The organism is Sphingomonas swuensis (assembly GCF_039538045.1).
In the GTDB taxonomy this organism is placed as follows: domain Bacteria; phylum Pseudomonadota; class Alphaproteobacteria; order Sphingomonadales; family Sphingomonadaceae; genus Sphingomicrobium; species Sphingomicrobium swuense.
On sequence record NZ_BAABBQ010000001.1, the window covers coordinates 680600 to 707306 of the forward strand.

Annotated in this window: 28 protein-coding genes; 16 read left to right on the forward strand and 12 right to left on the reverse strand. The window is 67.0% G+C overall.

The annotated features are described in order from the left end of the window. Positions 1–43: 43 nt before the first annotated feature. Complete coding sequence (locus ABD727_RS03355) at positions 44–2770, forward strand: TonB-dependent receptor (protein WP_344705973.1); 2727 nt, start codon at positions 44–46, stop codon at positions 2768–2770. A gap of 57 nt (positions 2771–2827) precedes the next feature. Here ABD727_RS03355 and ABD727_RS03360 read toward each other — a convergent pair whose 3' ends face one another. Together ABD727_RS03360 and ABD727_RS03365 are read right to left on the reverse strand one after the other, a co-directional pair. Next, on the reverse strand, positions 2828–3802 hold the full coding sequence (locus ABD727_RS03360) for a glycoside hydrolase family 43 protein (protein WP_344705974.1): 975 nt from the start codon (positions 3800–3802) through the stop codon (positions 2828–2830). Between the two features lie 87 nt (positions 3803–3889). Continuing rightward, complete coding sequence (locus ABD727_RS03365; RefSeq protein ID WP_344705975.1) at positions 3890–5245, reverse strand: glycoside hydrolase family 43 protein; 1356 nt, start codon at positions 5243–5245, stop codon at positions 3890–3892. A gap of 87 nt (positions 5246–5332) precedes the next feature. On the opposite strand from ABD727_RS03365, the gene ABD727_RS03370 reads away from it, so the two are divergent. After that, positions 5333–6370: a glycoside hydrolase family 43 protein gene (locus tag ABD727_RS03370; protein WP_344705976.1), complete on the forward strand. Its 1038-nt coding sequence runs from the start codon at positions 5333–5335 to the stop codon at positions 6368–6370. Here ABD727_RS03370 and ABD727_RS03375 read toward each other — a convergent pair. The 3 genes from ABD727_RS03375 to ABD727_RS03385 are packed head-to-tail and all read right to left on the reverse strand — an operon-like array spanning position 6360 to position 8796. Next, positions 6360–7289 (reverse strand): Gfo/Idh/MocA family protein, encoded by a 930-nt coding sequence (locus ABD727_RS03375; protein WP_344705977.1) that lies wholly within the window; start codon positions 7287–7289, stop codon positions 6360–6362. The two genes, ABD727_RS03370 and ABD727_RS03375, sit on opposite strands and share 11 nt — an antisense overlap. Next, positions 7286–7915 carry a 2-dehydro-3-deoxy-6-phosphogalactonate aldolase gene (locus tag ABD727_RS03380; protein ID WP_344705978.1) on the reverse strand — a complete coding sequence of 210 codons (630 nt, stop codon included), beginning with the start codon at positions 7913–7915 and terminating at the stop codon, positions 7286–7288. The genes ABD727_RS03375 and ABD727_RS03380 overlap by 4 nt, the downstream gene beginning before the upstream one ends. Then, positions 7912–8796 (reverse strand): 2-dehydro-3-deoxygalactonokinase, encoded by an 885-nt coding sequence (locus ABD727_RS03385; RefSeq protein WP_344705979.1) that lies wholly within the window; start codon positions 8794–8796, stop codon positions 7912–7914. Before ABD727_RS03385 ends, ABD727_RS03380 begins: the two co-directional genes overlap by 4 nt. An 82-nt stretch (positions 8797–8878) precedes the next feature. Here ABD727_RS03385 and ABD727_RS03390 point away from each other — a divergent pair, with 82 nt between their 5' ends. From ABD727_RS03390 to dgoD, 3 genes are read left to right on the forward strand one after another with little or no spacing between them, the layout of a single operon-like run. Further along, the gene (locus ABD727_RS03390; RefSeq protein ID WP_344705980.1) at positions 8879–9742 is read left to right on the forward strand and encodes an SMP-30/gluconolactonase/LRE family protein; all 864 of its coding nucleotides are present in this window, start codon (positions 8879–8881) and stop codon (positions 9740–9742) included. Between the two features lie 52 nt (positions 9743–9794). Beyond that, positions 9795–11096, forward strand: coding sequence for a family 1 glycosylhydrolase (locus ABD727_RS03395; RefSeq protein ID WP_344705981.1), 1302 nt, complete (start codon positions 9795–9797; stop codon positions 11094–11096). Next, entirely contained in the window at positions 11096–12250 is a 1155-nt protein-coding gene (gene dgoD, locus ABD727_RS03400) for a galactonate dehydratase (RefSeq protein ID WP_344708012.1), read from the forward strand. The genes ABD727_RS03395 and dgoD overlap by 1 nt, the downstream gene beginning before the upstream one ends. A 149-nt stretch (positions 12251–12399) precedes the next feature. Here dgoD and ABD727_RS03405 read toward each other — a convergent pair whose 3' ends face one another. Further along, positions 12400–12714, reverse strand: coding sequence for a hypothetical protein (locus ABD727_RS03405; RefSeq protein WP_344705982.1), 315 nt, complete (start codon positions 12712–12714; stop codon positions 12400–12402). Between the two features lie 129 nt (positions 12715–12843). Between ABD727_RS03405 and ABD727_RS03410 the strand changes: the two genes are divergently transcribed. The 3 genes from ABD727_RS03410 to ABD727_RS03420 are packed head-to-tail and all read left to right on the forward strand — an operon-like array spanning position 12844 to position 15307. Continuing rightward, positions 12844–13740, forward strand: a complete 897-nt coding sequence (locus ABD727_RS03410) for an aldose 1-epimerase (RefSeq protein WP_344705983.1) — start codon at positions 12844–12846, stop codon at positions 13738–13740. Continuing rightward, complete coding sequence (locus ABD727_RS03415; protein ID WP_344705984.1) at positions 13737–14522, forward strand: ZIP family metal transporter; 786 nt, start codon at positions 13737–13739, stop codon at positions 14520–14522. Before ABD727_RS03410 ends, ABD727_RS03415 begins: the two co-directional genes overlap by 4 nt. 35 nt (positions 14523–14557) lie before the next feature. After that, complete coding sequence (locus ABD727_RS03420) at positions 14558–15307, forward strand: energy transducer TonB (RefSeq protein WP_344705985.1); 750 nt, start codon at positions 14558–14560, stop codon at positions 15305–15307. Here the strand turns inward: ABD727_RS03420 and ABD727_RS03425 are convergent. Then, the gene (locus ABD727_RS03425; RefSeq protein ID WP_344705986.1) at positions 15304–16092 is read right to left on the reverse strand and encodes an energy transducer TonB; all 789 of its coding nucleotides are present in this window, start codon (positions 16090–16092) and stop codon (positions 15304–15306) included. The genes ABD727_RS03420 and ABD727_RS03425 overlap by 4 nt on opposite strands. 35 nt (positions 16093–16127) lie before the next feature. Beyond that, the gene (locus ABD727_RS03430; protein ID WP_344705987.1) at positions 16128–16910 is read right to left on the reverse strand and encodes a potassium channel family protein; all 783 of its coding nucleotides are present in this window, start codon (positions 16908–16910) and stop codon (positions 16128–16130) included. A gap of 91 nt (positions 16911–17001) precedes the next feature. Between ABD727_RS03430 and mscL the strand changes: the two genes are divergently transcribed. Then, entirely contained in the window at positions 17002–17427 is a 426-nt protein-coding gene (mscL, locus tag ABD727_RS03435; RefSeq protein ID WP_344708013.1) for a large conductance mechanosensitive channel protein MscL, read from the forward strand. Positions 17428–17433: 6 nt separating this feature from the next. On the opposite strand, the gene ABD727_RS03440 is transcribed toward mscL, so the two are convergent. Beyond that, positions 17434–18021: a PilZ domain-containing protein gene (locus ABD727_RS03440; protein ID WP_344705988.1), complete on the reverse strand. Its 588-nt coding sequence runs from the start codon at positions 18019–18021 to the stop codon at positions 17434–17436. A 212-nt stretch (positions 18022–18233) separates the two neighbouring features. Beyond that, the gene (gene parE, locus ABD727_RS03445; RefSeq protein ID WP_344705989.1) at positions 18234–20222 is read right to left on the reverse strand and encodes a DNA topoisomerase IV subunit B; all 1989 of its coding nucleotides are present in this window, start codon (positions 20220–20222) and stop codon (positions 18234–18236) included. 171 nt (positions 20223–20393) lie between these two features. Between parE and ABD727_RS03450 the strand changes: the two genes are divergently transcribed. After that, positions 20394–20870, forward strand: a complete 477-nt coding sequence (locus tag ABD727_RS03450; protein ID WP_344705990.1) for an Hsp20 family protein — start codon at positions 20394–20396, stop codon at positions 20868–20870. Between the two features lie 59 nt (positions 20871–20929). Here the strand turns inward: ABD727_RS03450 and ABD727_RS03455 are convergent, their stop codons facing one another. Further along, positions 20930–21628, reverse strand: a complete 699-nt coding sequence (locus tag ABD727_RS03455) for a GcrA family cell cycle regulator (protein WP_344705991.1) — start codon at positions 21626–21628, stop codon at positions 20930–20932. A gap of 120 nt (positions 21629–21748) precedes the next feature. On the opposite strand from ABD727_RS03455, the gene ABD727_RS03460 reads away from it, so the two are divergent. From ABD727_RS03460 to ABD727_RS03475, 4 genes are all read left to right on the forward strand, one after another. Continuing rightward, positions 21749–22525, forward strand: a complete 777-nt coding sequence (locus tag ABD727_RS03460; protein ID WP_344708014.1) for an ABC transporter permease — start codon at positions 21749–21751, stop codon at positions 22523–22525. A 119-nt stretch (positions 22526–22644) separates the two neighbouring features. After that, the gene (locus ABD727_RS03465) at positions 22645–23217 is read left to right on the forward strand and encodes a coiled-coil domain-containing protein (RefSeq protein WP_344705992.1); all 573 of its coding nucleotides are present in this window, start codon (positions 22645–22647) and stop codon (positions 23215–23217) included. A 112-nt stretch (positions 23218–23329) separates the two neighbouring features. Further along, the gene (locus ABD727_RS03470; protein WP_344705993.1) at positions 23330–24520 is read left to right on the forward strand and encodes an aspartate aminotransferase family protein; all 1191 of its coding nucleotides are present in this window, start codon (positions 23330–23332) and stop codon (positions 24518–24520) included. Positions 24521–24595: 75 nt separating this feature from the next. Further along, on the forward strand, positions 24596–24985 hold the full coding sequence (locus ABD727_RS03475; RefSeq protein WP_344705994.1) for a DUF4019 domain-containing protein: 390 nt from the start codon (positions 24596–24598) through the stop codon (positions 24983–24985). A 9-nt stretch (positions 24986–24994) separates the two neighbouring features. On the opposite strand, the gene ABD727_RS03480 is transcribed toward ABD727_RS03475, so the two are convergent. Continuing rightward, positions 24995–25939 carry an aldo/keto reductase family protein gene (locus tag ABD727_RS03480; RefSeq protein ID WP_344705995.1) on the reverse strand — a complete coding sequence of 315 codons (945 nt, stop codon included), beginning with the start codon at positions 25937–25939 and terminating at the stop codon, positions 24995–24997. A gap of 283 nt (positions 25940–26222) precedes the next feature. Between ABD727_RS03480 and ABD727_RS03485 the strand changes: the two genes are divergently transcribed. Next, positions 26223–26429: a cold-shock protein gene (locus ABD727_RS03485; protein ID WP_344705996.1), complete on the forward strand. Its 207-nt coding sequence runs from the start codon at positions 26223–26225 to the stop codon at positions 26427–26429. Positions 26430–26506: 77 nt separating this feature from the next. Beyond that, entirely contained in the window at positions 26507–26698 is a 192-nt protein-coding gene (locus ABD727_RS03490) for a hypothetical protein (protein WP_344705997.1), read from the forward strand. The last annotated feature ends 9 nt before the right edge of the window (positions 26699–26707 follow it).

The following is a 26707-nucleotide window of genomic DNA, read 5'->3' on the forward strand; positions in this document are numbered from 1 at the left end:
GCGTGCGGGACTTCCTGGCGCCGGAGAGGCCTGGGGAGAGACCATGAACATCAAGACCATTGCGCTCGGCACCGTCGGACTGGCGGCGCTGGCGATCGCCACGCCCGCCTTCGCGCAGGCCCAGCAGCCGGTCGACCCGACCGTCGAGGCGCAGACCAATCCGGCAGATCCGAACGACGGCGCACCCCAGACCGACGATGCGGTCGCCAACCAGGAGGAAGGCGAGGCGATCGTCGTCACCGGCCTTCGCCGCTCGCTCCAGTCGGCGCAGAACATCAAGCGCAACAGCGACCAGATCGTCGACGCCATCGTCGCCGAGGATATCGGCAAGCTGCCCGACGTGACCGCTTCCGCGGCGCTGGCGCGGATCACCGGCGTGCAGGTCAACCGCGCCGCCGCCGAAGCGTCCGACGTGCAGGTGCGCGGCCTGCCCGACATCAGCACCACCTACAACGGCCGCGAAATCTTCACCGCCAACGACCGTTTTGTCGCGATCCAGGACTTCCCGGCCGGCAGCGTCGGCGCACTCGAGGTGTTCAAGTCGTCGACCGCCAACCTCGTCGAGGGCGGTCTCGGCGGGCAGGTCAACGTCCGCTCGCGCAAGCCGTTCGACTTCCAGGGTTTCGAACTGTCCGGCTCGTTCAATGTCGTCGACTTCACCCAGAAGGACGACAAGGACTGGAACGGCAACATCCTCGTCAGCAACCGCTGGAAGATGGGCGACGGAAGCGAATTCGGGCTGCTGGTCAACGCGGCCATGACCAACATCGACTTCCTCGACAGCACGCGAGAATCGACCCAGATCTTCCGCGATCTCGGCGGCGGCCGCTTCATCCCGGACATCAACGGTCTCTTCTACGGAAGCGGCAACCGATATCGCCCCTCGGCCAACTTCGCGGCCGAGTTCCGCCTCAACCCCGACTTCCGCATGTATGTCGACGGCCTGTGGCAGGGCTATCGCGGGCGTGACAGCAACCAGTGGCTGCTCGTTCCGCTGTTCGGCGACACCGCGATCAGCAACGTCGTCGTCGGCTCTGACGGCCGGGTGGATTCCGTGACCGGCACCGGCGGCAACAATCCCGACGGCTATTACGAGTTCGTCAAGCTCAACACCAACACCTACCAGTTCGGCGGCGGCTTCAGCGCCGACCTCGGCGCGGTGCTGTGGACGACCGACATCGCAACCACCGACAGCAAGGTGAAGCGGCGCCAGATCAACGTCGACTATGCGCTCGCGAGCAGCCCGACGCGCAACGTCGACTTCCAGGTCGGCGGGCCGGGCGGACCGGCGTTCGACTTCCTCAACTTCGACACGCTCGATCCCAACAACTATCGCTATCGCGGCCTCTTCCTCAACAATGAGGAGCGTAGCGGCAAGGACCTGCAGGTCCGCTCCGACCTCGAATGGGATACCGGCTTCGCCAACCTTCCCAAGGCGCAGTTCGGAGTCCGCTTCTCCAACCGTAAGGCCGACTTCCAGGGCGGCAGCGATTATCGCGGCTCGCCCTTCCGCTCGTTCGACGACGTCCCGGTGGAGCTCGCCGAGCGGCCGTGCGGCTTCGACTATGAGAATTACCAGGCCGAGACCTGCTTCCTCGGGCCCAAATATGGCAACGTCTTCGGCAACAGCCTTGCGCTTGCCCGCTTCGCCGGCTTCGCGACCGACGACATCGCCTATGATCCGCTGCGCGCCTACGACGCCAAGGAGAAGAGCGCGGCGGTCTACGGCCAGGTCCGCTACGAGTTCGACGCGGGCTTCCCGATCGACGGCCTGATCGGCCTTCGCGCGGTGCACACGGACTCGACGGTGAACGGCGTCCGCCGGACTTTCCCGGGCGACACGCGCACCCCCATCTCGGTCTCGAACAAATATACCGACTTCCTGCCCAACGCGAGCATGCGTCTGCAATTCCGGCGCAACCTGCAGGCGCGTCTGGCTTATACCGAGACCCGCACCCGGGCGAATTTCGCCGACCTCAACCCTGGCTCGACGCTCGACGCGCCGACCGGCGCCTGTGCGATCAGCGGCCCGACCAGCAGCCAGTGCTTCCGCACCGGCGGCGGCGGAAACCCCGACCTGCAGCCGATCAACAGCCGCAACTATGACGCGACGATCGAATATTATTTCGGCCGCCAGGGTCAGCTGAGCGCGGCGATCTTCCGCCGCGAGATCCGCAACTTCATCTTCGGCGGCGTGACCGACATTCCCGAGGGGACCACGGTCAACTTCATCCGCTACTCGAGCCCGGTGAACGGCGGGAAGGGCAAGATCAACGGCCTCGAACTCGCCGCGACGACCTTCTTCGACTACGACTTCCTGCCTCGCTTCGCGCGCGGCTTCGGCGTCCAGGCGAACTACACCTACATCGACGCTTCGACCGAACTGGCGCCGCAGTATTCGAACAACTTCCCGGGCCAGCAGCGCTTCCCGGGCGTGTCCAAGCATGCCGCCAACCTGATCGGTCTCTACGAGCAGGGCCCGCTCTCGGCGCGGCTTGCCTACAACTGGCGTTCGAAGTTCGTTCGCGAATATACCGACAACTTCCAGGGCCAGGCGCCGGTCATCCAGAAGAGCCTCGGCCAGCTCGACTTCTCGGCCAGCTACACGCCGTTCCGCAACGTGACGGTGGCGTTCGACGCGCTCAACCTGCTTGCCGGAAGCCAGCCGATCCGGACCGAGCGCTACAGCCCGTTCGCGCAGCAGACCTTCGACTTCCAGACCAAGTATCTGGAGCGTGTCTACTCGCTCGGCATCCGCTTCCGCTACTGATCAGGAAGCAGGCACTGAAGCGGCCGCTCCCGCCAGTGTGGGGGCGGCCTCTTCGTGTCAGCCGCGCTCGCCGCCGGGCTTGAGCCCCGGGGCGATGGCCGGCGCGCCATTCTCCCAGCCGAACGGGGCGATGTAGAGGAAGCGGCTATCCTGCGACTTGCGGCAGCCGCGGGTGGTCGCCCAGCCGTGGAAGCTGATGAAGGTCCCGCCATTGGCACGGAAGATCGACTGGTGACCGGGCCCGGACAGGCATCCGACCCCGCCGGCATCGCTGTAGCTTTGAAGAATCGGCTTGGGGCCAGCGTCGGTGCAGGGGCCGAGCGGCCCGCTGCAGCGCGCCCAGTTCATCGCATAGGGCGACAGCCGCTGATTGTCGTTCCAGCCATAATAGCCGCCCGAGTAGAGCATGGCATAACCCTCGGGCACGCGGATCATGGTCGGCGCCTCGATCACCTTTTCTTCCCAGGGGTCCTCGTCGGTCATACCGAGATCCCTAGGCTCGCCGGCAAGCTTCGTGCCGTCGGGTGACAGCGCCGCGCCCCACAGCCGGCTGCGCTTGCCGATGCGGTTTCCGTCGGCCTTCCAGTAAAGGTAGAGCTTGCCGTCCTTGTCGCGGAACGGGTTCGCGTCGATCGATCCGCCAAGCTCGAGCTGGCAGACCAGGGGAGCGGCGGAACGGTCGACGAATGGCCCACGCGCGCTCTGGCTGACCGCGACGCCAAGGCACTGCTTGTCCTCCTTGGCGTGGTTGGCGGTGTAATAGAGAAGGTAGTTGGCGCCGACCTTCATCACTTCGGGCGCCCAGGTAAAACCGCGCTTCACCCATGGTGCCAGAGTCGGCATGCCGTCGACGCGCTTGCCCGCGGCGTCCTTGACCGGCTGCCAGGAGACGAGGTCGCTGCTGACCGCCATCGGCAGATTCTCGCCGCTGTTGGTCGCATAGGCGATGTAGCGGCCGGGTGCCTCCTGCATCACGAAGGCGTCGGGAAAATTCTCGCGCAGGACCGGCTCGAACAGGGGATCCTTGGCCAAAGCCAGGGAGGGAAGCGCGACACTCGTCGCCAAGAGCACAGCCACCAACGCCACTCGCCGCACGCTTTTGCTCCTTCGTCTCGCCCGTCAGGGCACCAGCTTCGCCTCGTCGCCGTCGAACGACAGTCCAACGGTCAGCAACGCCCGGAAGACGTTATAGCCTCCGGTGCCGGGATGATAGGCGTGGAAGAACAGCCGCGGCTCGCCCTTGGTGCCGACCGAAACCGAGGCGTGCCCCGGCGCCGACCAGTTGGGGTGCGACTTGAGCAGTGGCTCGGCGGCCTTGCGCCACGGGCCGCTAATAGTCTCGGCGACCGCATAGCCGATGCCGTAGCTCGAACTGGTGAAGTCATTGCCGGCGTAGAACATGAAGTAGCGGCCATCCTGCCGGGTCAGGTACGGGCCCTCAATCAAGTGACCTTCCCAATCGAGGTCATTGGCAAGCAGCAGGTGGCGCTCGCCCTCCAGGCTGCGGCCATCGCTTCCGAGCCTTTGGGCATAGATGGGCGTCGACATGTTCTCGACGATCTCGGCCGCGACCCCGCTCGCCTCGAGCGCCGACTTCACCTTGCGCCAGCTGTCGAGCGCCGCCCGGATCAACGGCTGCATGAGGAAGAAGCGCTCCATCGGGCGGCGGCTATTGGCGAAGGGCTGGACGGCGGCGCAGAAGGCGGCGGTCCGGCGATCCTGCTCGCTGTCGAACAGGCGTGTGATGAGTTCTGGCCGCTCGCGCAGGAGACCCGCCAATGGCCGCGGCCAGAGGCTGTTGCTGTCCTTCTTCCACAGCAGCCACGGCTCGCCCTCCGCATCCACATGGACATGGCTGTCGATCACCGAGCCGGTCAGCAGCGGCGCGCCATTGTCGGTCCATGGACCGGCGGGGTGCGGTGCGCGGGCGAGGCCGATGCTGAGCGTCCGGTCGGCAGCGCGGGCGGTGTAGCTCAGCCAATATTCCTCGCCGACGCGCGCGATCTCGGGTGCCCAGAAGTCGCCCACCTTGAAGCCGGCGGCGGTCCAGCCCGGGGTCCCGCCTTCCTCGAACACGAAGCCCTTGGGATCCCAAGTCTCGAGGTCGCGCGAATGAAGGATGGGGAAGGCGTCGGGCGCATCGTTGCTGGTGGCGACGAGCCACCAGCCGTCGTCGGCCTTCAATACCGCCGGGTCGCCATAGCCCGACAGGATCCGCTCGTTGAGGTTGCCTGTGATGAGCGGCTTCCACGGCGGTTCGGGATAATCCTCGATCGCGCCTTCGACATGATGCGGTCGGCGAGTACCGAAATCGGCGTGGAGGGCGTCATAGAATGCCGCGAACGCCTCGGGTTCGGGGCCCTCGATCCGGTAGGACCGCACTCCGCTTCCGTCGCTTGGCGTGACCAGGAGTTCGAAGCCTTCGCCCTTCTCACGTGGCTCGACGGCGAACGTCATTGGGGGTGCATCGGTCATGGCGAGGGAAGGTAGGGCAGGGTGCTGGCATAACAAGCGGTCGAGCCAAGCTTTCTTTGCCCGGAAGCGACGCCTAGGCTGCTGATGATGCGCTTCTTTTCTCTCGCCGCCGCTTTGGCGCTCACCGCCTGCGCGACCCTGCCGCAACCTGCTCGCTTCCAGAATCCGGTCATCGACCGCGACTTCCCCGACCCGGCGGCGATCCGCGCGGCGGATGGGCACTTCTATGTCTATGCCACCCAGGGCGGCGATCCCATTCGCAACATCCAGATTGCCCGCTCGCGCGACCTGGTGACCTGGGAAGATACCGGCGACGCGCTTCCGGTGAAGCCATCCTGGGCGAGCCGCACGCAGGACTTCTGGGCGCCCGACATCTATCGTCGTGGGCAGACCTACTATCTCTATTATTCGGCCAAGCCCGATGCTGCGCTGAGCGACGACAAGCGCGGCCTCTGCCTTGCGGTGGCGACCGCCAGCAGTCCGCAGGGTCCCTTCACCGACAAGGGGTCGCCACTCCAGTGCGGGGAGAGCTTCGTCAACATCGATCCGCACGCCTTCGACGATCCGGCGACCGGCAAGACCTACCTTTACTGGGGTTCGGGATTCGGCCCGATCAAGGTGCAGGAGCTGGCCTCGGACCGCTTGTCCTTCGCGCCTGGATCAAAGCCCACCGATCTGGTCGATGTCGTCAGGACCGAGAACACGGCCGAGTACCGGCGGCTGGTCGAGGGCGCCTGGGTGATCCTGCGGAATGGCACCTACTACCTCTTCTTCTCGGGCGACAATTGCTGCGGCCCCAAGGCGCATTATGCGGTGATGGTCGCGCGCAGCCGCTCGGCGACGGGGCCGTTCGAGGTGCGCCCGCGCCCGCTTTACCTCGTTCTCGAGGGCAACGCGCAATGGATCGCGCCGGGGCACAACAGCATCGTCACCGACGACGCGGGCGCCGACTGGATCCTCTATCATGGGGTGGACGCGCGCCGGCCGCGTTCGAAGCCGACAGACGACGTCAACACGCGCCGCGTCATGCTGATGGACCGGATCGTCTGGCGCGACGGATGGCCGGAGATTGCCGGCAAGAGCCCGGGCAGCGGTCCGCAGCCCGGTCCCACGATCAGACGGTAATCGCCTCCACCGTCTCGCGCCGGGCGACCAGCATCGCGTCGGCGACGAGACGGAGCGGCTCGACATCGACCAGGCTCTGTCGTTCGTCGATCAGCCGTGCGAACGTCGCATAGAGGTCGGGATATTCTCCGACACTGGTGCCGGGAACCTCGTCTCCATTGAGCAGGAGCCGCGCGCCGCCGTCGAGGAGCTTCAAAGTCGCGCCGTCGCCGGTCTCGATCTCGACCGTCCACTCCTCCCCGTCGGTCTTGCGCCAGTCGAGGCTGGCGGTGAGCGGCCCATCGCCTGCCGGGCTGGTGAAGGCGAGGTCGGCGGCGATCGGCGTGTGCGCGTTGGCGGGGAAGAAGAGCGTCGCGCTCTGCACGAACAAGGGTGCAGGCAGGATCGCAGTGGCAACCGAGAAGGCGTTGATGCCCGGGTCGAATACGCCGAAGCCGCCCGGTTCGAAGACCCACTGCTGGCCGGGGTGCCACTTGTGCACATCCTCGTGCCAGGTGATCCGCATGGAGCGAATTCGCTGTCCCGCCAGCAGCTTTCTCGCGGAGGCGACGCCCGCATTGTGCTGCGCGTGCCAGGTGGTGAATAGCGTCGTGCCCTTGGCGTCGGCCAGGCGGCGCAGTTCCTCGACCTCGCCGAGCGTCGCGCAGGGTGGCTTCTCGAGCAGGAGGTGAAGCCCGCGCGCGATGCAGTCGCGAGCGATCTCGAAGCGCGGCCCGGGCGGGGTGGTGATCGCTGCCGCGTCGAGCGCGATATTAGAGGCGAGCAGCTCGGCGGTGTCGGTGAAGTTCGGCGCCGGACCCTTGCCCTGGCGGCTGACGCTCGCGGCGACCTCGAACCGACCGCTTCCCTCGATTGCCGGGACATGCTGGTCCTCGGCGATCTTTCCGAAGCCGATGATGGCGGTGCGGATCGGCTTCACTTGGCGACGCCCGCGACATAGGCCTGGGCCCGCGCATGCACTTCGTCGGCGCTTCGTCCCGGCGCGTAGAGACCCGAGCCGAGCCCGAAGCCATTCGCTCCCGCTTCGAGCCACGGACGCATGTTGTCGGGCTGAATGCCGCCGACAGCGAGGATCGGCACTGCCTTGGGCAGGACCGCCCGCTGCGCCTTGAGGAACGCGGGCGACGCCCCCTCTGCCGGGAACAGCTTCAGCGCCTGCGCGCCCGCCTCGAGCGCGACGAAGGCTTCGGACGGGGTGAAATAGCCGGGTGCCGCGACCAGTCCGGCATCGACCGCGGCGGCGATGACCTTGGCGTCGGTGTTGGGCGCGACGATCAGCCGCCCGCCCGAATCCATCACCCTCGCGACGCTCAGCGGGTCGAGCACCGTTCCTCCGCCAACCAGCGCGCGATCGCCGATTGCATCGGCCAGTGCCCGGATCGAGTTGAACGGATCGGGGCTGTTGAGCGGCACCTCGATGATCCGGATGCCCGCCGCGAGGATCGCCTGACCGACCGCGACGACCTCGTCCGGGGTCACTCCGCGGATGATTGCGACCAGCGGGCATTCGGCAAGGTAGGTGGTGAACTCCTGTTCCGCGGTCATGACAGTCGCTCCACGATGGCTTGCGCGCCGGCGAGGAAGGCGGCTTCGCCGTCCACCTCGTGATTGGGCCGCCCGACCTGGGTCAGCGCGGCGGAGAACAGGCGGGTGAGGGCCCCGCGACCCATCACCGTCACCTCGCCCTCACCGGGCATGCCCTTGAGCCCGGTGCGGATGTCGGCACCGATCAGCAGTCCGCTGACGAAACTCGATACTTCCTCCTCGGCAAGGCTGCCGAGCAGCACCCGGGCGCGGACGGTGAACAGATCGGCGGTGAGCGCCCGACCCTCCATGCCGCGCGCAACCCCTTCGGCAAAGACCTCGCCCGGGCTCGCCTCGTGGTCGAGCCAGGCCTTGAGCAGGCTCTGCTGCCTCAGAATCGAGAACATCTCGCCGGTCATCACCGTGCGGAAGCGGGTCAGCCGGCCGCCTTCCATCAGCGCCCACTTGTTGTGCGTGCCGGGATGGCAGACGAGTGCGTCGGGCGGGCACAGGCCGGCGTGGACCGCGCCGAAGAATTGCGTCTCTTCGCCGCGGATGACGTCGCCGCGCAGGCCGTCGACGAAGGAGGCGCCGGGAACGACGAAGGCGCGCTCTCCCGGCACCTCGACCAGCGACCTTGCCAGCGTGTCGAGGTCGAGCGGGCAGGGGAGATATGGGGCGGGAACCCAGCCGCCGCGCGCCCCGACCATGCCGGCCATCAGCAAGGGAAGGTCGCCGAGCCGTTCGCGGATCGTGGCGACCGCCGCTGGAAAGCCGCCGGCGGGAACGCTGGTGAAGCCGAGGTCGTCGGCGAACTCATCCTCGACCGTGCCGCCAGTGACCCGCCAAGCGCGCCGGTTGGTCGTGCCCCAGTCGACCGCGATATACCCTTGTGTCCACATCGGCCCGCTCATGCCAAGAAAAGCGACGAAGCGCGACAAGGGTCCTACCCATGTGCGCCTGGCTCGTTATTTTGCGCGACCCATGGACATCATCTGCCTTGCCGACGTGAAGGCCGTGCTTGGCGAAGGGCCGACCTGGGACGCCGATGCCCAGTCGCTGACTTTCGTCGACATCAAGGGACGCCGAGCCTTTCGCTGGCGTGAGGATGCGGGGCTGGAGGAATTCGCGACACCCTTCCGCCTCGGCAGCCTGATCCCGCGTGCATCGGGCGGCTACATCGCCGGCACGGACCGCGGCCTGGTGCATGTGAATCTCGACCATGGCCGGTTCGAATTGCTGTTCGACCCCGAAGAAGATCGCGAGACCAACCGCTTCAACGACGCCAAGGTCGATCGCTTCGGCCGGTTGTTCGCGGGGACGATGGACGACGAGGAGAAAGCTGCCAGCGGCGCCTTCTACCGGATCGAGCGCTCGCTTACCTGCACCCGGGTCGAGGATGGCTACAGGGTCACCAACGGCCCGGCGTTCAGCCCCGACAACAAGGTCATGTACGCCAATGACAGCGCGCTACAGACCACCTTCCGCTACGACCTCGCGCCCGACGGGACCCCGGTCAACCGCCGGGTCCTCGCCCGCTACGAGGAAGGCGAGGGCTATCCCGACGGAATGACCGTCGATGCCGAGGGCTGCCTGTGGATCGCCTTCTGGGATGGCTGGTGCCTGCGTCGCCTGTCGCCCGAGGGCGAGCGGCTGTCCGAACTCCGGCTGCCGGTTCAGCGCCCGACCAGCTGCACCTTTGGCGGCCCCTCGCTCGACCGCCTGTTCGTGACCTCGGCCCGCATCGGGCTCGAAGAAGAGGCGCTCGCCACGCAACCAAATGCCGGTGGACTCTTTGTCCTCACGCCCGGTGTCGCCGGCATCGCCGATCGGCCGTTTGCCGGCTGACCGGCCCGCTTTCCAGAGTACGCCGCCCAAGGAGGCCATTATCGCCAATTTCATGTTCGCCACGGGAATCGAGAACAGCATTCCCACCATCAACGGCGGTCGAACCCGGGTCGATCAGATGGAGGCTTCCAACTTCTACAATCGGTGGAAGGAGGATTTCGACTGCGTCGAGGACATCGGCATCGAATATCTCCGCTACGGCCCGCCGCTGCACAAGACCTTCCTCGGGCCGGGCAAGTACGACTGGGAATTCGCCGACCTTACGCTGAACGAGCTCAAGCGGCGCGAGATCACCCCGATCGTCGACCTCTGCCATTTCGGGGTCCCCGACTGGATCGGCAACTTCCAGAACCCCGACTTCAGCCAGCAATTCGCCAACTACGCCGCCGACTTTGCCGAGCGCTACCCCTGGGTGCAGCTTTACACCCCGGTGAACGAGATGTTCATCTGCGCCGCCTTCAGCGCAAAGTACGGCTGGTGGAACGAGCAGCTGCGCACCGACCAGGGCTTCGTCACCGCGATTAAGCACATCGTGAAGGCGAATGTGCTGGCGATGATCGAGATCCTGAAGCGCCGCCCCGACGCCATCTTCATCCAGTCGGAATCGTCAGAATATTTCCATGCCGACAGCCCGGCCGCCATCGGTCCGGCCGAGGTGCTCAACAGCCGCCGCTTCCTGACGCTCGACCTCAATTACGGTCGCCGGGTCGACAGCGAGATGTACGAATATCTGCTCGATAACGGGATGACGAAGGAGGAGTATCACTTCTTCCTCCACAATCGGCTGAAGCAGCACTGTATCCTCGGCAACGACTATTACCGGACCAACGAGCATCGGGTGCACGCCGACGGGCGAACCGAGGCGGCTGGCGAGGTGTTCGGCTATTCGGAGATCACTCGCCAGTATCACAGCCGCTACGGGCTGCCGATCATGCACACCGAGACCAACATGCGCGAGGGCCCCACCGGTCAGGAAGCGGTGCAATGGCTGTGGAAGGAATGGGCCAACGTCCTGCGCCTGCGCAACGTCGGAATCCCGACCGTCGGCTTCACCTGGTATTCGCTCACCGATCAGGTCGACTGGGACACCGCGCTTCGCGAGCAGAACGGCAACGTCAATCCGCTCGGCCTCTATGACCTCGACCGCAACATCCGCAACGTCGGCCGCGCCTACAAGCAGCTGATCAAGGACTGGCGCGACGTCCTTCCCGCGTCTTCGGTGTGCCTTGCGGTGCCAGTCAAGCCGATCGGCCAGGATTGCTGGCCGCCGATCGGCAACAGCGTTCCGAACCAGGCCGAGATCAAGGGGCTGGCGATCAGCGATGGCGGACAGCACAGCACGGAGGCCGCGTGATGGGCCTGCCCGAGCTCAAGATCGGCAAGATCGAGACCTTCCTCGTTCCCCCGCGCTGGCTGTTCGTCAGGGTCGAGACGGTCGACGGCGCGCACGGCTGGGGGGAAGCGAGCCTCGAGGGGCATGCCGAGGCGGTCAACGGCGCCTTCGAAGCAATCCGCGACCGCTTTCTCGGCCACGACGCGCGGCGCATCGAGGACATCTGGCAGATCGCCTATCGCGGCGGCTTCTACCGCGGCGGCGCCGTGCTGATGAGCGCGCTGTCTGGGCTCGACCAGGCCTTGTGGGACCTCAAGGGCCGCGCCGCCGGGCTTCCCGCATGGGAGCTGATGGGCGGCCGGGTCCGGGACCGGATCCGCGCCTACGCCTGGATCGGCGGCGATCGCCCGCACGAGATCGCCGATGCGGCCCGCGCCCGCAAGGATCAGGGCTTCTCCGCGGTCAAGATGAACGCCACTGCCGAACTCGACTGGATCGGCACGCCCAGATTGTTCGACGACGTCATCCACCGGGTCGAGGCGGCGCAGGCTGCGGGCATGGACGTCGGCCTCGATTTCCATGGCCGGGTCCACCGAACGATGGCCAAGCAACTCGCCAAGGTGCTCGAGCCGCTCGGGCTTTTGTTCATCGAGGAGCCGCTGCTGAGCGAGAATCCGGAAGGGCTCGCCGACATCGCGGCGCTGGTCTCGACCCCTATCGCGCTTGGCGAGCGGCTCTATTCGCGGTGGGACTTCAAACCCTTCTTCGAGCGCGGCGCGGTCGACATCATCCAGCCCGACCTCAGCCATGCCGGCGGGATCAGCGAATGCCGCCGGATCGCGGCGATGGCCGAGGCCTATGACGTCGCGGTCGCGCCGCACTGTCCGCTGGGCCCGCTGGCGCTCGCCGCCTGCCTCCAGCTCGCCGCGACCGCGCCCAATGTCGCCATCCAGGAGATGAGCCTCGGCATCCATTACAATGTCGGGCACGACCTGTTGAACTTCATCACCGACCCTGAGGTCCTGACCCCGGTCGACGGCTTCCTCGCCATTCCCGAGGGGCCGGGACTGGGAATCGAGATTGACGAGGTCGCCGTGCGCGAAGTCGCCAAGGAAGGCCACCGCTGGCGCAATCCCATCTGGCGCCACAAGGACGGCAGCTTCGCCGAGTGGTGAGTTAGGATCCTCCCTGCCGCGCAGCGGTGGGGAGGAGGACCGCCGCCGAAGGCGGTGGTGAAGGAGCCTGCGAAGATTGGCTCGCCCCTCCGTCAGCGCTTCGCGCTGCCACCTCCCCATCGCTGCGCGACAGGGAGGTTCGGCGACCGTCAGGCCGCCTTACGCTTTCCCGTCGGCCGGTCCTGTTCGTAGGGCACGCCGTCGAGCTTGGCGGCGAGCGCCGCAATCTCCTCGCCGGCGCGACGGTCGGCGCTGTACTTGAGGTCCGCGGCCTGCTCTTCCGCGGTCAGTTCGCGCCAGTAGCTGATCGACAGGCGGCGGCCGAACACGTCGTCGCCGCGCATCTTCATCGACGGCTCGGCCGATTCGGGCAGGCTGTCGCGGATCGCGATCAAGGTGGTGATAAGGCGGTCGAGCGAGGTGTAGTCGCTGACTTCGACATAGTCCTTCACACGCGTACGCATGGTTCACATCCCTCCCCGGACATGGGGGCTTTACATCGCTCCGTCGGAATCCCGACGCAACAGGATTTGCGAGACTTATCCCCAGATGAGTTGCCGCCGAGTGAACATCCCGCCAAGAACGTGTTCATCATGAGCCAACACCATCCCGACATCACCCTGTTCGCCGGCAACCTCGAGTTGGTGCTAAGTCCTTCCATTGGCGGGGCAATTCGCAATCTGAGCTGGAATGGCGGAAATGGGCCCGTACCGCTCTTGCGGGAAAGCCACAGCGAATGCGAAACCGTCCTCGGGATGGCGAGCTTCCCGCTGGTGCCGTTCGTCAATCGCGTCCGTGGCGGCCGCTTCACCTTCCGCGGCCGGGAGGTCGTGATGGCACCGAACATGAGCGGTGATCTTTCCCCGCTCCACGGGCAGGGCTGGCTTGGAGCCTGGTCGGTCGAAAGCCATGGCAACCAGGATGCCGAGCTGCGCTTCGTCCATGCGCCGGGCGAATGGCCGTGGGCCTATGAGGCGCTGCAGATCGTCTGCCTCGACAAGACCGGACTGTCGATCCGCCTCCAGTGCCGCAACACGAGCGACACGCCGATGCCTTGCGGCCTTGGCCAGCACCCCTATTTCCCCTGCGGGCCCGAGACCCGGATCGAGACGGCGGTGGCCACCGCGTTCGAGATCGACGAACATGTCCTCCCGACCGACGAGGTGCCGGCGACCGGCCGCTTCGACCTTGCCGACCGGCCGGTCTGCGGCCTCGGGCTCGATCACGGCTTCGGCGGCTGGGGCGGGGAGGCGCTGTTAAGCGATCCTGCCTGGCCGGCCCCGCTTCGGCTCTCGAGCCCGAACGCCGCCTTCTTCCAGCTCTATTCTCCCGAGGCTGGCGGCATCGTCGTCGCCGAGCCCGTCACTCACGCCAATGCCGCGCTGAACGAGCCGGAGGAACGCTGGACCGAGCTTGGCATGCGCGTGCTCGAGCCCGGCGAGGACATGCGTCTCGACATGCGGCTGGACCTCGTTGGTCCGCGCGGATGAGCCTCAGCCTCATTGCCACCGGAACGCTCGGCAGCTTCCTTGCCGGCCAGGCCACCACCCTCGGCGCGTTGCCGGTCTTCTTCATGCGCTCGATCAGCAAGCGCACCGAGAATGCCTTTCTCGGCTTTGCCGCCGGGATCATGCTGGCGGCGAGCTTCTTCTCTTTGATCATCCCTGCGCTCAACGCCGCGGGCGAGCTTCATAACGGCAGTAAGACGGCCGCCGCGCTGATCGTCGGGGCCGCGATCCTGCTCGGCGCAACCACGCTGCACGTCCTGAACCGGCTTGCGCCGCACGAGCATTTCATCTCGGGGCCGATGAGCGGCGCGGAGAAGAGCAAGCTGGCGCGGATCTGGCTGTTCGTCATCGCCATTTCGCTGCACAATTTTCCCGAGGGTCTGGCGGTCGGGGTAAGCTTCGGAAGTCCGGACCAGACCGCCGGCTATGCCACCGCCTTCGGCATCGGCTTGCAGAACATCCCCGAAGGCCTGGCCGTGGCGCTGAGCCTCGCGGCGGTTGGCTATGGGCGATTGTTCTCGTTCGTGATCGCGGTGCTGACGGGTCTCATCGAGCCGGTCGGCGGCTTTCTGGGCATCTCCGCCATTGCCTTGTCGAGTGAGCTTCTGCCCTGGGGGTTGGGCTTTGCCGGCGGCGCGATGATCTGGGTGGTGTCGAGCGAGATCATCCCCGAGACCCACCGCGACCATCAGGAAGGCAATGCCACCTTCGCGCTGATGATCGGCCTTGCGGTGATGATGAGCCTCGACTGGATCTTCGGCTAGGGAGCCCGTCTGCGGACAGGAGCGTTGGTCCGGACATGCAACGATCCTGGGTCAGCAATCGCGATCGCGCCGTGTCCATCGCTGCGGTGCTGCTGGTCCACGCGGTGGTGCTCGCCGGGCTGCTGACGCTCGGCGGCGGCCCGGCCAAGGTGCTCGCCGACCTCGATCCGCTGCAGGTGTTCGACGTGCCCGTGGAGCCGCCTCCCATGCCTCCGCCGCCGCCGCCCGCGGTCGAGCAGAAGGCGCCTGAGGAGGAGGGTGCCGCCGCCCCGCCCGCACGCAAGGCCCAGGCGACGCCCATCCAGCGTCCCGAGCCCAGGGTCGAGCTGCCCGTCGCGCCGCCGGTCGTCGCTGCCGAAACTCCCGGGACCGGCGCTGCCCCGGCGCCTGGAGCGGCACCGGTCGACGGGCCCGGCACTGGCGCCGGCGGGCAGGGCAACGGGACCGGCAGCGGAAGTGGCGGCACGGGCACGGGAGGCGGTGGCAGCGGCGGCAAGGCGAGCGGACCCTCGGTCATTGCCGGAACCACGCTTCGGGGCCGCGACTATCCGCGCGCGGTGCTCCGCGCCTGGCCTTCGCGTGCGCGGGTGTTCGTCGCGATCCGGGTCCAGGTCGATGGCCGCGCCACCAACTGCCGGGTGGACCGTTCGAGCGGCAACGCGGTGATCGACCAGTGGACCTGCCGGCTGGTCGAGGAGCGCGTCCGCTTCCGCCCGGCAACCGACGATGATGGCAGGCCGGTGGTCAGCTGGTACGGCTACGTCCAGTCGCCGGTGAACTTCTAGTCGCGATATTCCTCGGCTAGCGGAGCGGGGTGCCACACGAAATTGCCCGGCGCCCACGCCTCGACCACGCGGCCGGCACTGTCGATCGCCGGCCGCCAGCGCAGCCGACGCCGGGCGGCGGCGCAGGTCGCATCGTCAAGCTCGCCGATGCCGCTCGACGCGGTGATCTGGCAATCGAGGGTTCGGCCATCGCGCCCGACCAGCAAGCGGAAGCCGACCCGCCGCGAGCGGTCGAGAACCAGCCTCGGCGGCGCATCGCGGATCTCGATCTCACCGCTTCGGTAGAAGGGGCCGCTCGCCGGGAGTCCGCCGCCGCCGCCACCACCCGTCCCGGTGCCTGACCGGCCCGAGCCGAGACCGTCGCCGACCCCGCCACGCCCGGTCCCGGGTCCCGGCACCTCGGCCGCTCCCGGACTTGCCGCCGAGCCGGTCCCGGCGATGGGCGATGCGGGCAGAGGCGGCGGAACCGGGAGCTCGACCTTGGGGGGCGGGGCGACGACCTCGGTCGGCGTGTTCTTGAGTGCGGGCGGGGCCGCGGCGCCCTCCGGGTCCTTGGGTCGCTCGGTCGGGGTCGGCGCCTTCTCCGGCACCATCGGGATCGCCGGTGGCTCGGGCTCGGGTTCGGGCGCAAGGTCGAACAGCGGCAGCGGCGGCTCTGGAAGCGTCGGCACCGGAGTCACTCCGAGCCCGGTGAGCAGCGCGTAGCCGAGCGCCACGTGCACCGCCGCGACGATGACGGCGGAACGGGCACGGTCGGCCGGGGTCGCGAGCGGGCGGCGCTGCATGCCTTGGGCCTAGGTCGCCTGCGCTGAACCCGCGCTTACGATGCGGACAGCAATTGGGCGGTGACCGTCACCGGATTGACCACCCGGCTCGCGCCCGCATTTTCGGCGATGTCCTCATTGTCGTGGTTGCGGATGGCGATCGCGATATCGAGTCGCGGCGACAGCTTGCGCGCCGAGAGCACGATCAGGATGCCGGTATCGTCACGCCCGGCGGAGACGATCAGCCGCGATGCGCTCTCGATCCGTACGGCCTCGAGCAGTTCGTCGCGGCTCGCATCGCCCTGGATGACCGCAGCGCCGAGCGCGGTCGCCTTCTCGCAGGCTTCGGCCGAGCAGTCGATCACGACCAGTGCCGCCGGGTCGAGTCCCTCGGCGAGCAGGTGCTCGGCGGTGCTGCTGCCATTCTTGCCGAAGCCGGCGATCACCACGTGGCCGCCAAGTTCGCGCTGGATCTGAGTCATGCGCCACCTTTCCCAAACGCGTTTGAACAGGAGCTCGAAGGCCGTGCCGAGGAAGATCAGCCAGATGAACAGGCGGATCGGGGTCAGCAGGAAGGCGTCGATCAGCCGCGCCCGCTCAGTCACCGGGACAATGTCGCCGTAACCGACCGTCGTCACCGTGATCATCGTGAAGTAGAGCGTGTCGGCAAAGGAGATGGCGCCGTCGAGATTGTCCTTGAGACCGGCGCGATCGAACCACAGCAAGGCGAAGGCGGTGGCAAGCAACGCCAAGGCCAGCCCGGCCCGAAGGCCGAGCTTGCGCCACGCCGACGTTTGCGACCGGCGGGTGAGAGGAGGAAGATCGGACACCTTGAGCACGGCGGCGTAACGAGCCTGAGCGGCGGGCGGTTGCCTGTCGGCGCGATGAACGTCACACTTGCCCGAGAAGCTCTGACTGGGGGAAATGTCGATGCTACGCGAATTCCGAGCCTTCATCGTCCGCGGCAACGTCCTCGACCTTGCGGTCGCGGTCATCATCGGGACCGCCTTTGCGGCCATCGTCAGCTCGTTGACCGACGACCTCATCATGCCGGTGCTCGGCCAGTTGCTCGGCGGGCTCGACTTTTCCAGCTACTTCGTCCGCCTGGGCGAGATACCGGCGGGCTACACGGGCAGCCCGACCGACTATGCCGCGCTCAAGAAGGCCGGGGTGCCGCTGCTCGGCTACGGCGCGTTCGTCACCGCGGTGATCAAGTTCGTCATCCTCGCCTTCATCATCTTCCTGCTGATCAAGGCCGCCAATCGGGCGATGGGACGCCGCCCCGAGGAGGAAGCCGCGCCAGCCGAGGAGATCCTCCTGCTGCGCGAAATCCGCGACTCGCTGCGCCGGCCGTAACCGCGGTCAGCCGACCGCGCTCTTCCAGCGGGCGAGCAGAAGCTCGAAGACCGCAGGGTGGATCTCGCGGCGGAACACCGTGCCCGCGCGATGCCCTTCGACCCAGCGCACCTCGGTCTCGATCGCCTCGAGCCCGGGCAGCTGAACCCACAGGAGATCACCGACCCGCGGTGCGTCGACGAAGGACAGGCAGCAGCCTGCCTCGCTGACGTCGGTAGCGTCGATCCACTGGCTGCGGCGGCCCTGGCGGCGGACCAGGACCGACATGGCGGCGGCGTGGCGGACCGCCTTGCGCGGCCAGTGGGGACGCTCGTCCGCTCCGTCAAAGGCGAGGCCGACATTCTGACCCGAGCGCCAGCGCACCGTGGCGTCGATGTTGCCCCGCGTTCCGAACGACAGGCGGATGGCCTCGCCCCGGCTGAGCGCCGCCTCGCTCCGGATGCGACAGCCTCCGTATGACAGGTTGACGAGGTCGAACTCGAAGGTGGCCGAGTCCCTCAGGCGAACGAACCAGCCCGACAGCCGGGTCGGCCGGCGCTCCTCGCGGGGCCTGCCGTCCGTCGTCGCGGGCTGCTGCATGCCCAGCCTGCTCATGCCGTCGCCTTAGGGTCGCAGGCACATCCCGACATAGTCGCGCCAAGGTCGACCGGGGTGCGGCCGAGCCGCGCTCGAGATTGAGGCAGGTCCATCAGTGATTCCCGCCGCATTTCTCGCACCACAGCGGTAAGCGCGAGTTGAAGCTTCGCGGTCAATGACCGCTTAACCACCAAATCTTGCTGGCAAGGCGCAGCAACATCGGCTGCGCCTCAGGCGTCGAGTTCGTCTTCGCTGACCGCCGCCGCGCGGCTCTGGATGAAGGCGAAGCGATGCTCGGGATTCTTGCCCATCAGCCGCTCGACCAGATCCTTGACCGGCTGGCGGTCTTCATACTGGCTGGGCAAGGTCACCCGGAGCAGCGACCTCGAGGTCGGGTCCATCGTGGTTTCCTTGAGCTGATTGGGGTTCATCTCCCCAAGCCCCTTGAAGCGGCTGACCTCGACCTTCTTGCCCTTGAATTCCTTGGCCTCGAGCTCGGCACGATGCGCGTCGTCGCGAGCGTAGAGGGTCTTGGCGCCCGCGGTCAGCCGGTAGAGGGGCGGCTGGGCCAGGAACAGGTGCCCGCGGCGGACGAGTTCGGGCATCTCCTGGAAGAAGAAGGTCATCAGGAGGGTCGCGATGTGGGCGCCGTCGACGTCGGCGTCCGTCATGATGATGACCTTCTCGTAGCGGAGCGAGGTTTCCTCGAACTTGTCGCGGATCCCGCAGCCCAGCGCGAGCTGGAGGTCGGCGACCTCCTGATTGGCGCGGATCTTGTCGGCGGTCGCCGACGCGACGTTGAGGATCTTGCCGCGGATCGGAAGGATGGCCTGGGTCTTGCGGTTGCGGGCCTGCTTGGCAGAGCCGCCCGCGCTGTCGCCCTCGACGATGAACAGCTCGGTGCCCTCAGGAGCGTCGGAGGCGCAGTCGGTCAGCTTGCCAGGCAGGCGGAGCTTGCGTGCCGAGGTCGCGGTCTTGCGCTTGACCTCGCGTTCGGCACGGCGCTTGAGCCGCTCCTCCATCCGCTCGACGATCGCCCCGAGCAGCGCCCGCCCGCGGTCCATGTTGTCGGCGAGATAATGGTCGACATGGTCGCGCATCGCCCCTTCGACGAAGCGCGCCGCCTCGAGGCTGGTGAGCCGGTCCTTGGTCTGGCTCTGGAAGTGCGGATTGCGGATGAACACCGACAGGTAGCATTCGCAGCCATTCATCACGTCGTCGGCGGTGATGTCCTTGGCGCGCTTGTTACCGACGAGTTCGCCGAAGGCGCGGATGCCCTTGGTCAGCGCGGCGCGCAGCCCCGCCTCGTGGGTCCCGCCGTCGGGCGTGGGGATGGTATTACAATAATAAGAGGTGAAGCCCTCCGACCAGGTCGGCCAGGCCACCGCCCATTCGGCCCGGCCCTGGCCGTCGGGGAAGTCCTGCGCGCCGGCGAAGGGCACGTTGGTGAAGCAGGGCCGCTCGCCAAGCTGTTCGGCGAGCGCGTCGCCAAGGCCGTTCTCGAACTGGAAGGTCGCGGCCTCGGGCACCTGATCCGAAGTCAGCGAGGGATCGCAGCGCCAGCGGATCTCGACCCCGGCGAACAGATAGGCCTTCGACCGCGCAAGCCGGAACAGGCGCTCGGGGATGAAGTCGTTGCCCGCTCCGAAGATCTCCGCGTCGGGCGCGAAGCTGACGCTGGTGCCGCGACGGTTCGGCGCCGCCCCGACTTCCTCGAGCGGTCCGAGCGGAAGTCCTCTGGAGAAGCGCTGGCGATAGAGCTTCTTGTCGCGAGCGACCTCGATCACCGTTTCGGTCGACAACGCGTTGACGACGCTGACTCCGACGCCGTGAAGGCCGCCGCTGGTCGAATAGGCCTTGCCCTCGAACTTGCCGCCGGAGTGGAGCGTGCAGAGGATCACCTCGAGCGCCGACTTGCCCGGATATTTGGGGTGTGGGTCGACCGGGATGCCGCGGCCGTTGTCGACGACGGTCAGCCGGTTTCCGGCCCCGAGCGTGATCTCGATCCGATTGGCATGGCCCGCGACCGCCTCGTCCATCGCATTGTCGATGACCTCGGCGGCGAGGTGGTGGAGCGCCCGCTCGTCGGTCCCGCCGATGTACATGCCTGGCCGCCGGCGGACCGGCTCGAGCCCCTCGAGGACTTCGATTGCGGACGCGTCATAGGCGTCGCTGGCAGACGTCGGGGAGGAGGGTGGAGCGCCAAACAGGTCCGTCATGTGGGGATGCTTCTAGCAGGAGGGGAAAGCGGTTGCCACGCCCTCTTGACGGTGTTCACGGGCTACCCACATCCGCGTCCGCCGGGCGCCACTCGGGCCCGGTGACGGGTCGCGGGGACATCCCGAAAGCTCCCGCGATCCGCCTCAGCTCAGGCAAAAGGAGGACAGGAGATGCGTCAGTCATTCGATTTCTCGCCCTTCCGGCGTTCGGCCGTGGGCTTCGACCGCTTGTTCGACATGCTGGAAAGCAGCGCGTCGGCCGGTGTTGGCGAGAACTACCCGCCGTTCGACCTCATCAAGGCCGGAGACGATCGATACCGCGTGGAGCTTGTGGTCGCCGGTTTTCGCCGGGACGAGATCGAGGTCACCAGTCACCAGAACGTGCTGCTGATCAGCGGCAGGAAAGCGGAGGAGCCGGGCCGCGACTACATCCACCGCGGAATCGCGTTGCGCAGCTTCGAGCGCCGCTTCGCGCTTGCCGACCATATCCAGGTCACCGGAGCCGACCTACACGACGGACTGCTCACGATCGACCTGGTGCGTGAGGTCCCCGAAGCGATGAAGCCGCGCCGGATCGAGATCGGCGGCACCGTGCCGCGGCACGACCGGATCGAGGCCCGGGAGCAGCGGCAGACCGAGCCGGCCTGATTGTGTGAAAAGAAAGGGGGCTCCGGATGATCGTCCGGAGCCCCTTGTCATTCTTGCGATCAGCGGACCCGCGGCCCGCCGTAAGGCAGCGGCGGGGGTGGCCGGCGGTCGCGGCGCGGAAGCTGCGCCTGATAGGCGACCCCGCAATGCTGGACGCAGTAGGGATAGCCGGGGTTCGCCTGCTGTCCGCAGAAATGGAAGTCAGGCTCGCCCGGATGGCCGATCGGCCACTTGCAGATCCGGTCGTTCAGCTCGAGCAGGCTGGTCTTGTCGGCGATCTCGGGCGACGGCTTGGCCGGAACCAGGCGACGCGGCGGCGCGGGCGGGATCGGCGCCTGCTGCTCGCCGGGACCCTGGCGGATGAAGCCGCCCGGACCGATCGAGCGATAGACGAGGTTGGTCTCGGGCTTGCCGGGGGCCGCGGCAGCGGGCGCGGGCGCTGCGGGGGCCGGGCGCGGCTCGTCCTCCGGCATCGGTGCGGCGGCCTCGAGGATGGCGGCGATGGCCGGCCGCTCCTTGACCTTGGACGGGGCAGGGCGGGGCTCGGCGGCGGGGGGAGCGGCGGCCGGGGCCGGCGCGGCGCCCTTCTCGTCACCCGGCTTGACCGGCGATGGTCGCGAGTCGAGACCAAGGCGATGAGCCTTCCCGATCACCGCGTTGCGGCTCACGCCGCCCAGTTCGTCGGCGATCTGCGAAGCAGTCTTGCCTTCGCTCCACATCGCCTTCAGGCGATCGATCCTCTCGTCGGTCCAGCTCATTCGTCGTCTTTCTCGTGAAACGGTTGCCGCGGCAGCGAGAGCCCGATAGGCGAACCTGCCGTGAACAGCCAGCCCTCTCCCGATCGCGCATGGGCGCGGACCGCCCCCGGACAGCCTCGGCTGAGCGGGGTAAACTGGTTTGGGCTCAGGACCCTCTATGTGAAGGAGGTGCGGCGCTTCTTCAAGGTGCAGACCCAGACGATCTGGGCGCCGGCCGTCACCACCCTCCTGTTCCTGGTCATCTTCAGCGTCGCGCTGGGCGGCGCCGATCGGCGGGTGATGGGGGTACCATTCCCGCAATTCATCGCGCCGGGCCTGATCGTCATGGCGATGATCCAGAACGCCTTCGCCAACTCTTCCTTCTCGCTGCTGGTCGGCAAGATCCAGGGAACGATCGTCGACTATCTGATGCCGCCGCTTTCGACCGGAGAGCTGATCGCCGGCCTGATCGGCGCCTCGGTCACGCGCGCCTTCCTGGTCGGCGGTGCGGTGTGGCTGGCGATGGCGCTATGGCCGGGGGTCGACGCAAGCATCCAGCATCCTCTCGCCGCCTTCTGGTTCGGGCTGATGGGCGCGCTGCTGCTGAGCTTCCTTGGCCTGATCACCTCGATCTGGGCGGAGAAGTTCGACCATGCGGCGGCGGTCACCAACTTCGTCGTCGCGCCGCTGTCGCTGCTTTCGGGCACCTTCTACTCGGTCGAGCAGCTGGCACCGCTGTTCCGCGCGATCAGCCACGCCAACCCCTTCTTCTACATCATCTCGGGCTTCCGCTACGGCTTCCTTCGCGAGGCCGATTCGCCGATCCTGTTCGGAGCCATGCTGCTGCTCGCGCTCAACCTCGGGCTGTTTGCCCTCTGTTACGGGCTGCTGAAGAGCGGCTGGAAGATCAAGAACTAGTCTTCTCAGCAACTTGGGTCGTTTCGCTTGGTGAACGGCGAATAACGACCATGTTCAGGCTGCCGACTTCAAGCCTCGGCTAGAACCTTCCCATCAAGCCTCGATGAGGGAGTAAAGTCATGAAGAAGTTTCTGATCGCCGCCGCCGGTCTCTCGGCCGTTGCTGCCGCCGCCCCGGCCGCCGCGCAATATTATCCGAGCCAGCCGGCGCCCTACGGTTACAACCAGCCCGCGCCGTACGGTTACAATCAGCCGGCGCCTTACGGCTACAACCAGCAGTATGGCTACAACGGCTACAACCAGCAGGGCCTCGTCCAGTCCTACATCATGCGCGCCGACCAGCTTCGCCAGCGCATCGAGCGCCTGGATGGCCGCGACCGGATCAGCGAGCGTGAGGCCCGCGTCCTTCGCAACCTCGCGGTCGATCTCCAGAACCGGACTCGTGCCTATGCCCGCAACGGCCTGAGCAGCAGCGAGCGTCGTGACCTCGACAACCGCTTCTACCAGCTCCAGCAGCGCGCCCGGCTTGAAGTCCGTGACGGCAATAACCGCTACGGCAACGGCTGGGGCCAGGGTGTCGGCGGCGGTCGTGACCGCGACCGGGACGGCGTCCGCGACAACCGCGACGGCTATGTCGACGCCAACCGCAACGGCATCGACGATCGCCGCGAGGGTCGACCCTACCGCCGCTAAGGCGAACGGGCGGACGAGGGGTTAAAATCCCCGTCCGCTCGGCTATAGAGGGCGCGGTTCCCAGGACGGGGACCGCGCCCTTTTCGTATCTGCACTCCAGGAGCCGTCACTCATGGCCATCACGCCGCTCATGCCCGTCTATCCGCGATGCGAGGTGCGACCGGTGAAGGGCGAGGGCGTCTACCTGATCGGCGAGGGCGGCGAACGCTATCTCGATTTCGCCAGCGGAATCGCCGTCAACCTGCTCGGCCATAGCCATCCGCACCTGATCGGCGCGATCCAGAAGCAGACCGAGACGCTGATGCACGTCTCCAATCTCTACGGCAGCCCCCAGGGCGAGGCGCTTGCCCGCCGCCTGACCGAACTGACCTTCGCCGACACCGTCTTCTTCACCAACTCGGGTGCCGAGGCGGTCGAGTGCGCGATCAAGACCGCGCGTCGCTATCACCATGCCGCGGGCAACCCGCACAAGCACAAGCTCATCACCTTCTCGAACGCCTTCCACGGCCGCACCATGGCGACCATTTCGGCGACCGATCAGGCGAAACTTCGCGACGGCTTCGCGCCGCTGCTCGAGGGCTTCGAGGTCGTCGCGTTCGACGATCTCGACGCCGCGCTCGCCGCGATCGACGAGAATACCGCCGGCTTCCTCGTCGAGCCGGTGCAGGGCGAGGGCGGAATTCGCCCGGCCAGCCTCGAGTTCATGCAGGGCTTGCGCAAGGCCTGCGACGAGCATGACCTGATGCTCGTGCTCGACGAGGTCCAGTGCGGCGTCGCCCGGACCGGTACCCTCTACGCCTACGAGCAGTATGGCATCACGCCCGACATCGTCGCCAGCGCCAAGGGTATCGGTGGCGGCTTCCCGCTCGGAGCCTGCCTCGCCACCGAGAAAGCAGCGAGCGGGATGGTCATCGGCACTCATGGCTCGACCTATGGCGGCAACCCGCTCGCCATGGCCGCGGGCAATGCCGTGCTCGACGTCGTCGCGACCCCGGAGTTCCTCGCCCATGTTCGCGAGACCGGCCAGCGTCTCCGCGCCGCGCTGGAGCAGATGCTTCCCAACCACGACCATCTGTTCGAAAGCGTCCGCGGCCTCGGCCTCATGCTCGGGATCAAGATGAAGACCGACAGCCGCGCCTTCGTCGGCTATCTCCGCACCCGTGGCATCCTGACCGTCGCCGCCGGCGACAATGTCGTGCGCGTGCTCCCGCCGCTGGTGATCGACGACGCCAATATCCGCGAGTTCGTCGATGGCCTCAGCGCCGCGGCGGCGGACTATGAGGTGCCCGCGCAGGCTGCCTGATCGGCGCTTGCGCGGCGAAGCCGGGCCGGGCACCATCTCCCCTGCGGCCGTTGCCGCGACAAGGAGATTGCGCCCGTGTTCCTTTCGCCTGTTCTCGCCGTCGCCGCTGCCGTCCAAGCCCCCGCCACCGTCGCACCCGAAGCCGCGGCCGGCGAGTGGGTCGCGCTGGTCGATGGCGCCAAGTGGGCGGATAGCTGGACAGCGGCCGGTGCCCTGTTCCAGGGACAGGTAACCAGCGACCAGTGGACCAAGGCCATCCAGCCGGTCCGCACCCCGCTCGGCGCGGTTTCCTCCCGCAAGCTCGAGAAGGTCACCACGACCAAATCGCTACCGGGCCTGCCCGAGGGCGACTATCGCGTCGTCGAGTACCGCACCGATTTTGCCGCCAAGGCCGGTGCCGGCGAGACCCTGCTGCTCGTCAGCGAAGGCGGGCGCTGGAAGGTCAACGCCTACTTCATCCGCTAGGCCGGCGGCTCAGCGGGCGACCTCCGCCAGGATTCGCTCCGCTTCTTCGAACAGCGACGGGTCGACATTCTGTCCCGACGCGGCGGCATTCTCGTGCACCTGCTCGGGCCGCGATGCGCCGATGATCGCCGATGCGACATTTGGTTCGCGCAGAACCCAGGCGAGCGCGAACTGGGTCATGGTCAGCCCGGCCTGCTCGGCGAGGGGTGTCAGCTCCTGCACCGCGGTAAGCACTTCGGGCCGCATGAAGCCCGAGATGAACCCGCCCATTTCGTCGCTGGTCGCGCGGCTGCCTTCGGGCGGGGCCTGGTCGGGCCGGTACTTGCCGGTCAGCACGCCCTGCGCGAGCGGCGACCAGACGATCTGCGAAATGCCGTTGGCGGCGCTCAAGGGGATGACCCGCTCCTCGGGTTGGCGGTGGAGGAGCGAATATTGCGGCTGGCTCGACACGAACCGCTCGACCCCGGGAAAGTCGAGCGCCGTCTGGATCTTCTCGGCTGGCCATTCGGAGAAGCCCAGATAGCGGACCTTGCCCGAGCGGACGATCTCGCTCAGCGCCTCCATCGTCTCCTCGAGCGGCGTGCCTTCGTCATAGCGGTGGCACTGGTAAAGATCGACATAGTCGGTCCGAAGCCGCCGCAGCGATTCGTCGATCTGCTTGTGGACCTGGCTAGCCGACAGGCCGCTGTCTTCGTCCGACATCGGGAAGAACAGCTTGGTGCCGAGGATGTAGCTGTCGCGCGGCCGGCCGCTGAGCGCTTCGCCGAGGAAGCTTTCCGCCGCGCCCCGGCCGTAGACGTTGGCGGTGTCGATGAAGTTGATCCCGGCATCGAATGCGGCATCGAGACAGCGGCGCGACGCGTCGGCTTGAACGCCGACACCATAGGTCAGCCACGATCCGAGCGAGATTTCGGAGACCTCGAGGTCGCTATGACCAAGCCGTCGGTATTTCATGCCGCGTTCCTTCTGTCCCGGGGAGGGTGCAAGCCCTCAACGATCCAGCCGGCCCGGGTTCCCCGTTCGCTTCGATTGGCGCCGCGCACGGCTAGGTCCGGTGCTTGCCGGCGGCGTGCGAACCGGACCTTCCTTGCTATTTTGGCACTTCGGGCCCACATGGGAGGGGCTATCAGTCGCAAGTTTGACGGTCTTCGGTGCTTTGCGGCTCCTTACTCCTTCTCATCTCGCTTCTCCTAGCGAGTCGTCCGGCGTTCGGCCGGCTCACGAGAAGGACACTATTATGATCACCGGAACCGTAAAATTTTTCAACGCCGACAAGGGCTATGGCTTCATCTCGCCCGACGGCGGCGGAACCGACGCCTTCGTCCACATCTCGGCCGTCGAAGCGGCCGGCATGCGGACGCTCGATCGCGACCAGAAGGTCTCGTACGAGATTCAGAACGGCCGTGATGGCCGCGCCAGCGCGGTCAATCTGCAGTCGGCCTGACCGATCGGAAGGCCCGCTCCGGCTTGCCGGTTCGGGCCTTCCACCCTCGTCAACCGATCAGGAAAGGACCAGCCCCCATGTCCACGCTCCAGTTCTACGCAGAGCGCGCCGCCGAGTGCCGCAAGGACGCCGAGGCGGCGACCCTCGACAACGTTCGCAACCGCAATCTCGAAGCCGCAAGCGCCTGGGAAGCGATGGCTGAGCGCATGGTCCGCACCAACGCCCACCGCGAGGCCAACGAGGCCAGCCGCGCCGCCCGCGAGGGCTGAACTTGAGGT

Bases quoted from the DNA above. Each gene is read 5' to 3' on its own strand.
- ABD727_RS03355 (WP_344705973.1), top strand. From the start codon at position 44: ATGAACATCAAGACCATTGCGCTCGGCACCGTCGGACTGGCGGCGCTG.
- ABD727_RS03365 (WP_344705975.1), bottom strand. From the start codon at position 5,245: ATGACCGATGCACCCCCAATGACGTTCGCCGTCGAGCCACGTGAGAAG.
- ABD727_RS03370 (WP_344705976.1), top strand. From the start codon at position 5,333: ATGCGCTTCTTTTCTCTCGCCGCCGCTTTGGCGCTCACCGCCTGCGCG.
- ABD727_RS03380 (WP_344705978.1), bottom strand. From the start codon at position 7,915: ATGACCGCGGAACAGGAGTTCACCACCTACCTTGCCGAATGCCCGCTG.
- ABD727_RS03385 (WP_344705979.1), bottom strand. From the start codon at position 8,796: ATGTGGACACAAGGGTATATCGCGGTCGACTGGGGCACGACCAACCGG.
- ABD727_RS03390 (WP_344705980.1), top strand. From the start codon at position 8,879: ATGGACATCATCTGCCTTGCCGACGTGAAGGCCGTGCTTGGCGAAGGG.
- ABD727_RS03395 (WP_344705981.1), top strand. From the start codon at position 9,795: ATGTTCGCCACGGGAATCGAGAACAGCATTCCCACCATCAACGGCGGT.
- dgoD (WP_344708012.1), top strand. From the start codon at position 11,096: ATGGGCCTGCCCGAGCTCAAGATCGGCAAGATCGAGACCTTCCTCGTT.
- ABD727_RS03405 (WP_344705982.1), bottom strand. From the start codon at position 12,714: ATGCGTACGCGTGTGAAGGACTATGTCGAAGTCAGCGACTACACCTCG.
- ABD727_RS03410 (WP_344705983.1), top strand. From the start codon at position 12,844: ATGAGCCAACACCATCCCGACATCACCCTGTTCGCCGGCAACCTCGAG.
- ABD727_RS03415 (WP_344705984.1), top strand. From the start codon at position 13,737: ATGAGCCTCAGCCTCATTGCCACCGGAACGCTCGGCAGCTTCCTTGCC.
- ABD727_RS03420 (WP_344705985.1), top strand. From the start codon at position 14,558: ATGCAACGATCCTGGGTCAGCAATCGCGATCGCGCCGTGTCCATCGCT.
- ABD727_RS03425 (WP_344705986.1), bottom strand. From the start codon at position 16,092: ATGCAGCGCCGCCCGCTCGCGACCCCGGCCGACCGTGCCCGTTCCGCC.
- mscL (WP_344708013.1), top strand. From the start codon at position 17,002: ATGCTACGCGAATTCCGAGCCTTCATCGTCCGCGGCAACGTCCTCGAC.
- ABD727_RS03440 (WP_344705988.1), bottom strand. From the start codon at position 18,021: ATGAGCAGGCTGGGCATGCAGCAGCCCGCGACGACGGACGGCAGGCCC.
- parE (WP_344705989.1), bottom strand. From the start codon at position 20,222: ATGACGGACCTGTTTGGCGCTCCACCCTCCTCCCCGACGTCTGCCAGC.
- ABD727_RS03450 (WP_344705990.1), top strand. From the start codon at position 20,394: ATGCGTCAGTCATTCGATTTCTCGCCCTTCCGGCGTTCGGCCGTGGGC.
- ABD727_RS03455 (WP_344705991.1), bottom strand. From the start codon at position 21,628: ATGAGCTGGACCGACGAGAGGATCGATCGCCTGAAGGCGATGTGGAGC.
- ABD727_RS03465 (WP_344705992.1), top strand. From the start codon at position 22,645: ATGAAGAAGTTTCTGATCGCCGCCGCCGGTCTCTCGGCCGTTGCTGCC.
- ABD727_RS03470 (WP_344705993.1), top strand. From the start codon at position 23,330: ATGGCCATCACGCCGCTCATGCCCGTCTATCCGCGATGCGAGGTGCGA.
- ABD727_RS03480 (WP_344705995.1), bottom strand. From the start codon at position 25,939: ATGAAATACCGACGGCTTGGTCATAGCGACCTCGAGGTCTCCGAAATC.
- ABD727_RS03485 (WP_344705996.1), top strand. From the start codon at position 26,223: ATGATCACCGGAACCGTAAAATTTTTCAACGCCGACAAGGGCTATGGC.
- ABD727_RS03490 (WP_344705997.1), top strand. From the start codon at position 26,507: ATGTCCACGCTCCAGTTCTACGCAGAGCGCGCCGCCGAGTGCCGCAAG.